The organism is Mycobacterium neumannii (assembly GCF_002245615.1).
GTDB classification, from domain to species: domain Bacteria; phylum Actinomycetota; class Actinomycetes; order Mycobacteriales; family Mycobacteriaceae; genus Mycobacterium; species Mycobacterium neumannii_A.
Window position 1 is genome coordinate 38,155 of the sequence record NZ_NKCO01000018.1, and the last position, 12,841, is coordinate 50,995.

The following is a 12,841-nucleotide window of genomic DNA, read 5'->3' on the forward strand; positions in this document are numbered from 1 at the left end:
GTGTTTGTGACGATCCCCAACGTGCTGGCCAATCGGTACGCCAGCGAGGACATGGTGGCGATCTGGTCACCGCAAGCCAAAGTCGTCGCGGAGCGCCGGCTGTGGCTGGCGGTGCTTCGCGCCCAGGCCGAACTGGGCGTCGATGTGCCCTCCGGCGTGGTCGACGACTACGAGCGGGTGCTCGAACAGGTCGACCTCGGATCGATCTCCGCCCGCGAGCGCGTGCTGCGCCACGACGTCAAGGCGCGCATCGAGGAGTTCAACGCGCTGGCCGGCCACGAGCACGTGCACAAGGGCATGACGAGTCGCGACTTGACTGAGAACGTCGAGCAGCTCCAGATCCGGCGCTCGCTGGAACTGGTGCACTCCCACGCAGTGGCGGTGGTGGCCCGGCTGGCCGAGCGCGCCGTGCTGTATCGCGACCTGGTGATGGCCGGCCGCAGCCACAACGTCGCGGCACAGGCCACCACACTGGGCAAGCGGTTCGCCTCGGCGGCCGAGGAGTTGCTGATCGCGCTGCAGCGCCTGCGCTCGTTAATCGACCGCTACCCGTTGCGCGGGGTGAAGGGTCCGATGGGCACCGCCCAGGACATGCTCGACCTGTTCGGTGGCGACGCCTCGCGGCTGGCCGAGCTCGAGCGGCGCGTCGCCGAATTCCTGGGGTTCACCGAGATTTTCACCAGTGTCGGGCAGGTGTACCCGCGCTCACTGGACCACGACGTCGTCTCCGCGCTGGTGCAGGTGGGCGCAGGACCGTCGTCGTTGGCGCAGACCATTCGGCTGATGGCTGGCCACGAACTGGTCACCGAGGGCTTCGCACCCGGACAGGTGGGGTCGTCGGCGATGCCGCACAAGATGAACACGCGCTCGTGTGAACGGGTGAACGGGTTGCAGGTGGTGCTGCGCGGCTACGGCTCCATGGCCGCCGAACTGGCTGGCGCGCAATGGAATGAGGGCGACGTGTTCTGCTCGGTGGTGCGCCGCGTGGCGCTGCCGGATGCGTTCTTCGCCGTCGATGGACAGATCGAGACGTTCCTGACGGTGCTCGACGAGTTCGGCGCCTATCCCGCGGTGATTCAGCGCGAGCTGGATCGCTACCTGCCGTTCCTGGCGACGACGCGGATCCTCATCGCCGCGGTCCGTGCCGGGGTGGGCCGCGAAACCGCGCACGAGGTCATCAAGGAGCACGCCGTCGCGGTGGCGTTGGCCATGCGGGAGAAGGGTCAGGAACCCGATCTGCTGGATCGGTTGGCGGCCGATTCGCGACTGCCGCTGGACCGGCCGGCGCTCGATGCGGCGCTGGCCGACAAGCAGGCGTTCACCGGTGCGGCAGGCGATCAGGTCGACCGCGTGGTTGCGGCGGTCGACGAGTTGGTGAGCCGCTATCCCGAAGCGGCCAAATACACTTCGGGTGCCATCTTGTGACCCTGGGCGGGATCGATTTCACCGATCTGGACAACTTCGCGAACGGTTTTCCACACGAACTGTTCGCGTTGCATCGGCGCGAGGCCCCGGTGTACTGGCACGAGCCGACCGAGCACACGCCCGACGGCGAGGGATTCTGGTCCGTGGCCACCTACGCCGAAACGCTTGCGGTGTTTCGTGATCCGCAGACCTTCTCGTCGGTGACCGGCGGCTCCCGGCCCTACGGCGGCACGCTGCTGCAGGATCTGGCGATCGCCGGTCAGGTGCTCAACATGATGGACGACCCGCGGCATTCGCAGATCCGGCGGCTGGTCAGCTCCGGCCTGACGCCGCGGATGATCCGCAGGGTCGAAGACGATCTTCGCTCGCGGGCGCGACGCCTGCTGGATTGCGTCTCGCCTGGCGAGCCGTTTGACTTCCTGGTCGACGTGGCGGCCGAGCTGCCGATGCAGATGATCTGCATCCTGCTGGGAGTTCCGGAGTCTGAACGACATTGGCTGTTTCAGGCGATCGAGCCGCAGTTCGACTTCGGAGGATCACGAAAAGCGTCTGTCGGCCAGTTGACCGCCGAAGAAGCGGGTTCGCGGATGTACACCTACGGACAGGAGTTGATAGCCGCCAAGCGCGCCTCGCCGACCGACGACATGTTGTCAGTGGTCGCGAACGCGTGCCTGGGCGGCGGCGAGGACGACGGTGCGCTATCCGACCTGGAGCTTTACCTGTTCTTCAGCCTGTTGTTCAGTGCGGGCGCCGAGACGACACGCAACGCGGTGGCGGGCGGCCTGCTGGCGTTGATCGAGAACCCCGACTCGCTGACCGCGCTGCGCGGCGACTTCGCGTTGCTGGGTTCGGCGGTCGAGGAGATGGTGCGCTGGTCGTCGCCCTCACCGTCCAAGCGGCGCACCGCAACTCGCGACGTGACGTTGGGCGGATGCGGGATCGAGGCCGGGCAGAAGGTGCAGATCTGGGAGGGTTCGGCCAATCGCGACGATGCGGTGTTCACCGAACCCGACGTGTTCGACATCGCGCGTCAGCCCAATCCGCACCTGGGCTTCGGCCAGGGTGTGCACTACTGTCTGGGCGCGAACCTGGCGCGGCTCGAGCTACGTGTGTTGTTCGAAGAGTTGCTGACCCGCTTCTCCGAAGCCCGTCTGGTCAAACCCGTCGAATGGACGCGGAGCAATCGGCACACCGGTATCCGCCATCTGATAGTCGAGCTGCGGTGAGCGGCTGGCGGTGAGGCCCGACGCGTTCGCGTTCGTGATGGCGACCGGTATCGTCTCCATCGCCGCGGTCGACCACGGTTTGACGTACGTCAGTGGCGCTCTGGCCGTGCTGGCTGTCCTTGCGTTGCTGGTTCTCGTTGCTGCAGCTGTGGTTTCGTGGCTTCGGCGGCCGCCCGATTTGTCTGACCTCGATGTGACAATCGGCTTGTTCACGTTCGTGGCGGCGTGTGCGGTGCTCGACAGCCGGTTGATGGCGAACTCGGCGATCATGTGGGCTCTGGCCGTACCTGCCGCGCTGGTGTGGTCGGTGTTGATCGTCCTGACAGCGCGCAACTTCGCGAGTCGGTCCTGGACGGAACTGCAGGGGCGGGCACGCGGGGCGTGGGAACTGTGCAGCGTCGGCTCGTCCGGTTTGGCGATCGTCGCGGTCGCCCTTGCGCACGACACGGGGTGGCATGCCTTACTGCTGATCGCCGTCGCGATATGGATCGTTGCCCTCGCGATTTACGGGGTCATGACCGCGCTGATCCTGGCGCGTGCGTTCGCTGCGCGTCTGGATCCCGGTGGGTTCGAGCCCGACGCGTGGATATTGATGGGTGGGCTCGCGATCGCGACGTTGGCCGGCGACCATATCCATCGCGCAGGCATCGACGCCGTTCTTGGGGTGACCGTCGCGACGTGGTGTCTGGCGTCGGCATGGATTCCGCCGCTCGTGTACTTCGCTGTGCGGCACCTCGGACGGCCGGATGCCCGGCGGTTCGCCGGCGTGTGGTGGACGATGGTCTTCCCGCTGGGCATGTACTCGGCGGCCAGCGATGCCATGGCGGTAGAGACCGGATGGCATGGCCTACCGACGATTTCGCTGGTCTTCTTCTGGATAGCGTTTGCTGCGTGGATCGCTGTCTCGATCGCCGGAGTGCTGCGAGTGAGCGCGCGGTTCCGCCACCTACCCTCGGGGCATGGACATCGATGACGCGAACGTGCGGATTTCCGACGCCGACCGCGATCATGTGAGGCAACTGCTCGAACGGGCAGTCGGCCAAGGCATGCTCACGCTCGATGAGTTCAGCGAGCGGATCGACGCCGTGCTTGCCGCGCGGACCCGCGGAGAGCTGCGCGAGGTGATCGCCGACCTGCCCTCGACGGATGCGATGCAGCCCGTTGCGGTCGGAGGCGAACAGCTGCGCGGTCGGATGTCGTCGATCTCGCGACGCGGACCGTGGACGGTACCTGCGCGCATCGACCTCAACACCCGGATGTGCGACACCACGCTCGACTTCACCGCCGCGACGTTGCAGAGCCCGACCGTCGTCCTGGACATCGATGACTACCTCAGCTCGACGGAGCTGATCCTGCCCGACGGCGCCACCGCCGACCTCAACGGCGTCGAGACATTCGCAGGCAGCACCACTCTCAAGGTGCCGTACGGCCCGCCCTCGCAGAAGCTGCATCTCGTAGCGCGCGGCCGGGTGCGATTCGGGTCGGTGACTGCGCGCTATCCGTTCGGTCACACGTTACGGCGCATGTTGGGATGAGGGTTGTTGACTGGTCGCGGCGGCCACCTCGGCGATCACCCGCTCGGGATACGCTGTCAAGTCAAGCCAGGTGAAACGCAACACTTTCCAGTTCAACAGCGCGATCACGTTCTGCCGGTTGCGGTCGATCTGGAATGCCTCGCTGTCGGTGTGGAACGCCCAACCGTCGACCTCGATCGCCACCTTCGCTCGGGTGAATGCGACGTCCACCTTGTAGCCACCGACGGGATGGTTCGTCTTCCAGCCGGTGAATCCGGCGTCGCGCAGGAGCTTGACGAAGAGTCGTTCGGCTTCGGAACGCGCACCGTCTTCGGCCGCACGAAGGAGTCGCCGTGCGGCCGGTGAACCGTGTCTGCCCTTGTTGCGCAGATGCGCGCTCCATAGTTGGGCGAGCTCGAGATGACGCTGCAGGGCGGCGTCCATCAGTTTCGGTCCGCCGCCGCGTCGGACCGCGGCTTCGATCACGGTCAGCGGCATGGCGGTGATCCGCAGCCCGGCCCGCTCGACGACGTCACGGGGCGACAGATCGCGCCGCCGCAGCCGGGCGCCGGGTCTCGGTCGGTAGTTGCTCACCCGCGGAATCGTGATCTCGACTTTGTCCGGGGCGAACCGGGTGATCCCGTGCCACCATGCCGCCGCCAATCCGCTGGCGGTCGCTCGCGGACCGAGAGACCACACCGCAGCCCTGATGCGTGCGGAGTCGGTGAAGGCTCGGTCATTGGCGAAGAACACCCCGGGGGAACACCGAAGCCAATGGCCCGATCGCACACGCCGATTTACCGCGTGCCTGCTGAGGCCGCAGTGTAGAGCCTGCGCCAGCGTGATCACGCCGTCGTGCTGCCGAAGATGGTCGTCGAGCATGTTCCAGTTCGACGCATCGGCGGCTCCGGACGGTTCCTTCGGAGCGATTTGTGCACATCCGGGAGCGGTGAGCGCTCCTCGATGTGCACAAATCGCGGCGGCGGAGCCGGTTAGAGGTGGCGGGCGACGCCTGACGAGCGCAACTCCAGCGCCGCGAGGCCGCGAATCGCGTCGGCATCGTGCAGACGCCACGCCTCGACGGGATCGGCGTGCACGGCGACCAGCTTGGCCAGCGGCCGGTTCGCGAGCGCGCGCAACGCCAACAGCTGCTCACCGGCGGGGGTGCGGGCCAGCGTGATCGCGGTCCATTTACGGCGGAAGAAGCGCAGCCGAAGGTACAGCCACGGCATCGCGACGAACAGGATCGGCGGTGCGGCCACCGCCAGCGCCAGTACCCACGCCAGCCACGACGCCGTGGTGTCGAGGCTGTGACCGGCGCCTGCGATGTCGAGTGCTGCCTCGCTGGCCGCGCGCAACGGCTTGCTGAGCGCGTCGCCGATCAGCGGGAAGCCGTCGGTGCGCTCGCCCGCCGCATCGAGGTTGTCGGAGACACCGTTGGCACCGGCCTCGACCTGGCGGCCCACCGCCGCGATCGTGGAGACCGCCGAGTGCACAGCCATGCCGACCAGCACCCACACCGTCGTCCAGGCGATCACGACGAAGTCGCTGACGAGCTGGGCCAAGATCCGCGACGGTGTGGTGGCATAGGGGATAAACCGCGAAGTCATGGCTGTAGATGCTGCCCGATAGGCTGGCCCGATGCGCCCCGCTCTGTCCGACTACCAACATCTGGCCAGCGGCAAGGTTCGCGAGCTGTATCGCGTGGACGACGAGACGCTGCTCTTTGTGGCCAGCGACCGCATCTCCGCCTACGACTACGTCCTCGACTCGCAGATCCCCGACAAGGGCCGCATCCTGACGGCGATGAGCGTGTTCTTCTTCGACCTGCTGAGCCGGACCGCAGGCACGCCCAATCACCTCGCCGGTCCACCCGACGACGAGCGCATCCCCGCCGACGTGCTCGGCCGCGCGCTGGTCGTACGGGAGCTCGAGATGTTGCCGGTGGAGGCGGTGGCCCGCGGCTACCTCACCGGCTCGGGGCTGATCGACTATCAGAAGACGGGCGCGGTATGCGGTATCCCGCTTCCCGCCGGGCTGGTCGAGGCCAGCAGGTTCGACGAGCCGCTGTTCACCCCCGCGACCAAAGCCGAACTGGGCCAACACGATGAGAACATCTCGTTCGACGACGTGGTCAAGCTGATCGGTCAGCAGCGGGCCGAACAACTGCGCGATCGGACACTGGAGACTTACCGCCGCGGCGCCGAGCATGCTCTGACCACGGGAATCATTGTCGCCGACACCAAATTCGAGTTCGGCGTGGACGAGGACGGTGAACTGCGACTGGCCGACGAGGTGTTCACCCCCGACTCGAGCAGGTACTGGCGAGCCGACGACTGGAAAGAAGGCGTCGTGCAGAACAGCTTCGACAAGCAGTTCGTCCGCAACTGGCTCACCTCTGAAGAGTCGGGATGGGACCGCGGCGGCGATACCCCTCCGCCACCGTTGCCGCAGGACGTCGTCGAATCCACTCGCGCCCGCTACATCGAGGCCTACGAACGCATTTCGGGTCTGAAGTTCGACGACTGGATCGGTGCATGAGCGACGCTTGCGGAGCGAATCAACAGATGATGAAGCCGCCGGTGGCCAAGCGCGTCGACACCCGGCGTGAGCATCACGGCGACGTGTTCCTCGATCCCTACGAGTGGCTGCGCGACAAGACCAGCCCCGAGGTGATCGCGCATCTGGAGGCCGAGAACGCCTACACCGAGCATGTCACCGAGCACCTTGCGTCCCTGCGACAGGCCATCTTCGACGAGATCAAGGCTCGCACCAAGGAGACCGACCTCTCTGTACCGACCAGGCGCGACGCGTGGTGGTACTACGGCCGCAGCTTCGAGGGCAAGCAGTACAGCGTGCACTGCCGTTGCCCTGTCGCCGATCTCGACGACTGGACGCCCCCGGTGCTCGACGAGAACACCGAGGTCCCCGGCGAACAGGTGCTGCTGGACGAGAACGTCGAGGCCGAAGGCCACGAGTTCTTCTCGCTCGGCGCCGCCTCGGTCAGCTTGGACGGCAACATCCTCGCCTACTCGGTCGACCTCAAAGGTGACGAGCGGTACACGCTGCGGTTCAAGGACTTACGCACCGGTGAACTGTACGAGGACACCATCGCCGGTATCGGTCCGGGCGCGACGTGGGCGGCCGACAACCGCACGCTCTACTACTCGACCCTCGACGACGCGTGGCGCCCGGACACCATCTGGCGACACCGCCTCGGCTCGGGCCAGCCCGCGCAGATGGTCTACAACGAACCCGACGAGCGGTACTGGCTCGGTGTCGGGCGCACCCGCAGCGACAAGTACGTCATCATCGCCGCGGGCAGCGCCGTCACCTCCGAGGTGCGCTACGCCGACGCGACCGACCCGGACGCAGAATTCACGATCGTGTGGCCGCGCCGCGACTTCGTCGAGTACTCCGTCGAGCACGCCGTCGTGGGCGGCGAGGACCGGTTTCTCATCCTGCACAACGACGGTGCCGAGAACTTCACCCTGGTCGAGGTGCCAGTCGGCGACCCCACTGCGGTGCGTACCCTGATCGAACACCGCGCCGACGTCCGCCTCGATTCGGTCGACGCTTTCGAAAAGCACCTCGTCGTCAGTTACCGCAGTGAGGCGCTGCCGAGGATCCAGCTCTGGCCCCTCCACCCCGGCGGCGAATACGGCAGTCCCGAAGACTTCACCTTCGAATCCGAGCTGACGTCGGCGGGATTGAGCGCCAACCCCAATTGGAGCGCACCCAAACTGCGCATCGGCTCCACCTCCTACACCACCCCGGTGCGCATCTACGACGTCGACCTGGCCACCGGCGAACGGACGCTGCTGCGCGAACAGCCCGTGCTCGGCGACTACCGGCCCGAAGACTATGTGGAGCGGCGTGATTGGGCGACCGCGCCGGACGGTGTGCGGATACCGATCTCGATCGTGCACAAGATCGGCTTGCAGTATCCGGCGCCCACGCTGCTGTACGGCTACGGCGCCTACGAGGCCTGCGAAGATCCGCGGTTCTCCATCGCGCGACTGTCGTTGCTCGACCGTGGAATGGTGTTCGCGGTCGCGCATGTCCGGGGTGGCGGCGAACTCGGCCGGCCATGGTATGAGCACGGCAAGATGCTCGAGAAGAAGAACAGCTTCACCGATTTCATCGCCGCCGCACAGCATCTCGTGTACACCGACGTCACCCGGCCGGAGAACCTGGTGGCCTACGGGGGCAGCGCGGGCGGTCTGCTCGTCGGCGCCGTTGCCAACATGGCTCCGGAGCTGTTCGCGGGCGTTCTCGCGGTGGTGCCGTTCGTCGACCCGCTCACCACGATCCTCGACCCGTCGCTGCCGCTGACGGTCACCGAGTGGGACGAGTGGGGAAACCCGTTGGAGAACAAGGACGTCTACGAGTACATGAAGTCCTACTCGCCCTACGAGAACGTCGAGGCGAGGAACTACCCGCGCATACTTGCCATGACGTCGCTCAACGACACCCGGGTGTACTACGTCGAACCGGCGAAATGGGTTGCCGCGCTTCGCCATGCCAAGACCGACAGTCATCCCGTACTGCTGAAGACGGAGATGAATGCCGGCCACGGCGGTATCAGCGGGCGATACGAACGCTGGAAAGAAACCGCATTCCAGTACGCCTGGCTACTGGACGCTGCCCAGGCCGATCACGAGCGCCGCCCCTAGAAACACGATCTGCTCGGCGGTGCGCAGGTCCAGCCGGGTCGTCATCGACTTCGGCGGGTCGGGCATCCGTGCCGCGTAGACGTTGGCCGGGAACATCGCGATCATCAGCACGAAAAGGCCGACCGCTGCGGCGGTGCGGGTGGGCGGATAGAGCAGACCCACCGCGCCGACGAGTTCGAGCACTCCGGTGACGGTGACCAGCAGCGCCGGGGCGGGCAGTCGCGGCGGAACGATTGCGATCATGTCGCGGCGCAGCGGGTTGACGAAGTGCGCGACGCCGGTGAGCGCGAACATCGCGGCCAGTCCGACGGCGATCGCCGACGGCCAGCTGTCGACGTAGTCCACGCCCGACAAGCCGACCAGCCGGGCGCCGAGCGTCCCGAGTATCAGCGTGACGAGTACAGCCATGACGGCCTCCAATCTTGACAGTGACTAGTTGCGAAGGTAGGCACGAATCTAGCCAGTGTCAAGATTTCGGCTATGATGGCCGCATGAGCAGGGCGTCCTATCACCACGGCGATCTGAAGGCCGTCATCCTCGCCGAGGCGGCGAGCCTGGTCGCCCAGCGCGGCGCCGACGGAATCTCGCTGCGTGAGCTCGCACGGGTCGCGGGGGTGTCGCATGCCGCGCCCGCACACCACTTCACCGACCGGCGCGGGCTGTTCACCGCGCTGGCCGCGCAGGGCTGGCGCAAGCTGGCCGTTGCGCTCGGCGAGGCAAAGCCGGAATTCATCGATGCCGCACTGGCGTACGTGCGGTTCGCACTCGACCATCCCGGGCACTACGCGGTGATGTTCGACCGCTCGCTCGTCGACCCGGGCGACGCGGAGTTGAAATCGGCCCGGGATGCGGCGGGTGCGCAACTGAGGCAGGGTGTCGGCACCCTCGACGATCCGCGCGCCGCAGAGGACCCTCAGGCGGCGGCGCTCGCGGCCTGGTCACTGGTACACGGCTTTTCGCTGTTGTGGCTCAACAAGGCGATCGACGCCGACGGTGATCCGATGGCCACCGTGCACCGGGTCGCGGGCATGCTGTTCGAGACCGGGTAACGTGCGGGCATGCCCCAGACTCCGCTGACCGATATCGCTGTGACCACCCTCGACGGCCGCGACACCACGCTCGGCCAACTGGCCGACGGCGCCGCGCTGGTGGTCAACGTCGCCTCCAAATGCGGTCTGACTCCGCAGTACACCGCGCTCGAACAGTTGGCCAAGGACTACAGCGACCGCGGGTTGACCGTGATCGGCGTACCGTGCAACCAGTTCATGGGCCAGGAGCCCGGTTCGGCCGAGGAAATTCAGGAGTTCTGCTCGACGACGTACGGCGTGACGTTCCCCTTGCTGGCCAAGACCGACGTCAACGGCGCCGACCGGCACCCGCTGTACGCCGAGTTGACCAAGACGCCCGACGACAGCGGTGAGGCCGGCGACATCCAGTGGAACTTCGAGAAGTTCCTGCTCGCACCGGGCGGAGCGGTCGTCAAGCGGTTCCGGCCGCGCACCGAACCCGATGCCCCCGAGGTGATCGCGGCCATCGAGGGCGTCCTGCCGCAATAGCGTTCGATGGCCACCAGCCATCAGCGTGTTGTAAACCGTTGCGACACCTGCGGTTGCCACACTGACGGCGTGGCAGGACAGCTGATCGTCTCCCTCTCCGGCATCACCGATCGAACGATGCCCGACGTCGCAGACTTCTGCGCGCAGCTCGACGCCCGGGGTGTGCCGGTTTCGTTGCTGGTGGCGCCGAGGATCAAGGGCGGCTACCGGCTCGAGGAAGACGGCGCCACCGTCGAGTGGCTCGCCGCCCGGCGGGACTGCGGTGGCGCCATCGTGTTACACGGCTTCGACGAAGCCGCGACCAAGAAGCGCCGCGGCGAGTTCGCGACGCTGCCCGCACACGAGGCCGGCCTGCGGCTGATGGCCGCCGACCGCGTGATGGAGCACATGGGTCTGCGTACGCGGCTGTTCGCGGCACCGGGATGGACCGTATCCGATGGCACCGCACTGGTGCTGCCGCGCAGGGGCTTTCGTCTTCTCGCGGGGCTGACAGACATCACCGATTTGGTTCGCGGAGCGACTGTGCGGTCGCGCGTGCTCGGTGTCGGTGGAGGCTTCCTGCGCGAACCTTGGTGGTGCCGCACGCTGGTGCTGTCGGCCGAGCGGACGGCCCGGCGAGGCGGAATCGTACGAGTCGCCGTCGCCGCCCGCCACTTGCGCAGGCCGGGCATCAGACACGCGATGCTCGACGCCGTCGACCTCGCACTCATGCACCGATGCGCGCCCGATGTCTACAAGTGGTGTCCGGACGCCGCAATGACCGCCGCCGCTTAGCACCCGCCCGCTAACGTGGCGGCCATGGCAGATGCTGACGTCATCGTCGTCGGAGCCGGGCTGGCGGGTCTGGTGGCGGCCTGCGAGTTGGTCGAGCGCGGCCGGCGCGTACTGATCGTCGACCAGGAGAACGCCAACAACATCGGCGGCCAGGCGTACTGGTCGTTCGGCGGGCTGTTCTTCGTCGACAGCCCGGAGCAGCGGCGGCTGGGTATCCGCGACAGCCACGAGCTGGCGCTTCAAGACTGGCTCGGCTCGGCGGGCTTCGACCGGCCGGAGGACCACTGGCCGCGCCAATGGGCGTACGCCTACGTCGATTTCGCCGCCGGCGAGAAACGCGGCTGGCTGCGCGAACGCGGCCTGCAGACGTTCCCGCTCGTCGGGTGGGCCGAGCGCGGCGGATATGATGCGCGCGGACACGGCAACTCGGTGCCGCGATTCCACATCACCTGGGGCACCGGCCCCGCGATCGTCGACATCTTCGCTCGCCGGCTGACCGGGCGGGTCCGGTACGCGCACCGGCACAAGGTCGACGAGCTCATCGTCTCCAACGGTGCCGTCGTCGGCGTTCGCGGAACGGTGCTCGAACCCTCCGACGCGGCGCGCGGCGTGGCCACCTCGCGAGAACCGGTTGGACAGTTCGAATTTCGCGCCCAGGCGGTGATCGTTGCCAGTGGCGGTATCGGGGGCAACCACGACCTGGTGCGGCAGAACTGGCCCAACCGGATGGGCCGCGTGCCCGAACAGCTGCTGTCCGGCGTGCCCGCACACGTCGACGGGCGCATGATCGGCATCACCGAAGCGGCGGGGGCGCGGGTGATTAACCGTGACCGCATGTGGCACTACACCGAGGGCATCACGAATTACGACCCGATCTGGCCGCTGCACGGGATCCGCATCCTGCCCGGGCCGTCGTCACTGTGGTTGGACGCCAACGGCAACCGGCTGCCGTCGCCGTTGTATCCCGGCTTCGACACGCTCGGCACGCTCGAACACATCGCGCAGACCGGCCAGGACTACACCTGGTTCATCCTCAACGCCCGCATCATCGCCAAGGAGTTCGCGCTGTCGGGTCAGGAACAGAACCCCGACCTCACCGGCCGCAGCATCCGCGATGTGTTGGCCCGGGTCCGTGCCGGGGCGCCTGCGCCCGTGCAGGCGTTCGTCGACCGTGGCGTCGACTTCGTCAGCGCCGACTCGCTGCGCGGCCTGGTGTCGGCGATGAACGACGTCCCCGATGTGCTGCCGCTGGACTACGCGACCGTCGAGGCCGAGGTCACCGCCCGCGACCGCGAGGTGGCCAACAAATTCACCAAGGACACGCAGATCGCCTCGATCCGCGTGGCACGCAACTACCTCGGCGACCGCGTCAGCCGCGTCGTGGCACCGCACCGGTTGACCGATCCCAAGGCGGGGCCGCTGATCGCGGTGAAGTTGCACATCCTCACGCGAAAGTCGTTGGGCGGATTGGAAACTGATCTCGACGCGCGCGTGCTCAAGCCCGACGGCAACGTGTTCGACGGCCTGTTCGCCGCCGGGGAGGCGGCTGGCTTCGGCGGTGGCGGGGTGCACGGTTATCGGTCGCTGGAGGGCACGTTTCTCGGCGGCTGTGTGTTCTCCGGGCGTGCGGCGGGCCGCGCGGCCGCACGCGACACGGCCTGACTTCGAAG

General features: G+C 67.0%; 13 protein-coding genes. 10 read left to right on the forward strand and 3 right to left on the reverse strand.

What is annotated here, in order from left to right; genetic code table 11:
- Positions 1-6: 6 nt before the first annotated feature.
- From purB to CEX88_RS19090, 4 genes are read left to right on the forward strand one after another with little or no spacing between them, the layout of a single operon-like run.
- Positions 7-1,425: an adenylosuccinate lyase gene (gene purB / locus CEX88_RS19075; RefSeq protein ID WP_094294674.1), complete on the forward strand. Its 1,419-nt coding sequence runs from the start codon at positions 7-9 to the stop codon at positions 1,423-1,425.
- Entirely contained in the window at positions 1,422-2,651 is a 1,230-nt protein-coding gene (locus CEX88_RS19080) for a cytochrome P450 (protein ID WP_202931571.1), read from the forward strand. Before purB ends, CEX88_RS19080 begins: the two co-directional genes overlap by 4 nt.
- Positions 2,652-2,661: 10 nt before the next feature.
- On the forward strand, positions 2,662-3,624 hold the full coding sequence (locus CEX88_RS19085; RefSeq protein WP_318284621.1) for a tellurite resistance/C4-dicarboxylate transporter family protein: 963 nt from the start codon (positions 2,662-2,664) through the stop codon (positions 3,622-3,624).
- Positions 3,611-4,186 (forward strand): DUF1707 SHOCT-like domain-containing protein, encoded by a 576-nt coding sequence (locus CEX88_RS19090; protein ID WP_064428244.1) that lies wholly within the window; start codon positions 3,611-3,613, stop codon positions 4,184-4,186. Before CEX88_RS19085 ends, CEX88_RS19090 begins: the two co-directional genes overlap by 14 nt.
- On the opposite strand, the gene CEX88_RS19095 is transcribed toward CEX88_RS19090, so the two are convergent.
- Together CEX88_RS19095 and CEX88_RS19100 are read right to left on the reverse strand one after the other, a co-directional pair.
- Entirely contained in the window at positions 4,166-5,047 is an 882-nt protein-coding gene (locus tag CEX88_RS19095; protein WP_094294676.1) for a type IV toxin-antitoxin system AbiEi family antitoxin domain-containing protein, read from the reverse strand. The two genes, CEX88_RS19090 and CEX88_RS19095, sit on opposite strands and share 21 nt — an antisense overlap.
- 110 nt (positions 5,048-5,157) lie before the next feature.
- Positions 5,158-5,775, reverse strand: coding sequence for a hypothetical protein (locus tag CEX88_RS19100; protein ID WP_094294677.1), 618 nt, complete (start codon positions 5,773-5,775; stop codon positions 5,158-5,160).
- A 31-nt stretch (positions 5,776-5,806) separates the two neighbouring features.
- Here CEX88_RS19100 and CEX88_RS19105 point away from each other — a divergent pair, with 31 nt between their 5' ends.
- Together CEX88_RS19105 and CEX88_RS19110 are read left to right on the forward strand one after the other, a co-directional pair.
- The gene (locus CEX88_RS19105) at positions 5,807-6,706 is read left to right on the forward strand and encodes a phosphoribosylaminoimidazolesuccinocarboxamide synthase (RefSeq protein WP_094294678.1); all 900 of its coding nucleotides are present in this window, start codon (positions 5,807-5,809) and stop codon (positions 6,704-6,706) included.
- A gap of 29 nt (positions 6,707-6,735) precedes the next feature.
- A complete protein-coding gene (locus CEX88_RS19110; RefSeq protein ID WP_094294725.1) occupies positions 6,736-8,841 on the forward strand; it encodes a S9 family peptidase in 2,106 nt (701 codons plus the stop codon).
- Here CEX88_RS19110 and CEX88_RS19115 read toward each other — a convergent pair.
- Complete coding sequence (locus tag CEX88_RS19115; RefSeq protein ID WP_094294679.1) at positions 8,800-9,249, reverse strand: DoxX family protein; 450 nt, start codon at positions 9,247-9,249, stop codon at positions 8,800-8,802. The two genes, CEX88_RS19110 and CEX88_RS19115, sit on opposite strands and share 42 nt — an antisense overlap.
- 83 nt (positions 9,250-9,332) lie before the next feature.
- Here CEX88_RS19115 and CEX88_RS19120 point away from each other — a divergent pair, with 83 nt between their 5' ends.
- From CEX88_RS19120 to CEX88_RS19135, 4 genes are all read left to right on the forward strand, one after another.
- Positions 9,333-9,890: a TetR/AcrR family transcriptional regulator gene (locus CEX88_RS19120; protein ID WP_094294680.1), complete on the forward strand. Its 558-nt coding sequence runs from the start codon at positions 9,333-9,335 to the stop codon at positions 9,888-9,890.
- A gap of 9 nt (positions 9,891-9,899) precedes the next feature.
- Positions 9,900-10,397, forward strand: a complete 498-nt coding sequence (locus tag CEX88_RS19125) for a glutathione peroxidase (protein ID WP_094294681.1) — start codon at positions 9,900-9,902, stop codon at positions 10,395-10,397.
- A gap of 69 nt (positions 10,398-10,466) precedes the next feature.
- Positions 10,467-11,171 (forward strand): DUF2334 domain-containing protein, encoded by a 705-nt coding sequence (locus CEX88_RS19130; protein ID WP_094294682.1) that lies wholly within the window; start codon positions 10,467-10,469, stop codon positions 11,169-11,171.
- Between the two features lie 24 nt (positions 11,172-11,195).
- Complete coding sequence (locus CEX88_RS19135; RefSeq protein WP_066844493.1) at positions 11,196-12,833, forward strand: FAD-binding dehydrogenase; 1,638 nt, start codon at positions 11,196-11,198, stop codon at positions 12,831-12,833.
- Positions 12,834-12,841: the final 8 nt, after the last annotated feature.

Bases quoted from the DNA above. Each gene is read 5' to 3' on its own strand.
- CEX88_RS19105 (WP_094294678.1), top strand. From the start codon at position 5,807: ATGCGCCCCGCTCTGTCCGACTACCAACATCTGGCCAGCGGCAAGGTT.
- CEX88_RS19120 (WP_094294680.1), top strand. From the start codon at position 9,333: ATGAGCAGGGCGTCCTATCACCACGGCGATCTGAAGGCCGTCATCCTC.
- CEX88_RS19110 (WP_094294725.1), top strand. From the start codon at position 6,736: ATGAAGCCGCCGGTGGCCAAGCGCGTCGACACCCGGCGTGAGCATCAC.
- CEX88_RS19090 (WP_064428244.1), top strand. From the start codon at position 3,611: ATGGACATCGATGACGCGAACGTGCGGATTTCCGACGCCGACCGCGAT.
- CEX88_RS19125 (WP_094294681.1), top strand. From the start codon at position 9,900: ATGCCCCAGACTCCGCTGACCGATATCGCTGTGACCACCCTCGACGGC.
- CEX88_RS19100 (WP_094294677.1), bottom strand. From the start codon at position 5,775: ATGACTTCGCGGTTTATCCCCTATGCCACCACACCGTCGCGGATCTTG.
- CEX88_RS19095 (WP_094294676.1), bottom strand. From the start codon at position 5,047: ATGCTCGACGACCATCTTCGGCAGCACGACGGCGTGATCACGCTGGCG.
- CEX88_RS19135 (WP_066844493.1), top strand. From the start codon at position 11,196: ATGGCAGATGCTGACGTCATCGTCGTCGGAGCCGGGCTGGCGGGTCTG.
- CEX88_RS19115 (WP_094294679.1), bottom strand. From the start codon at position 9,249: ATGGCTGTACTCGTCACGCTGATACTCGGGACGCTCGGCGCCCGGCTG.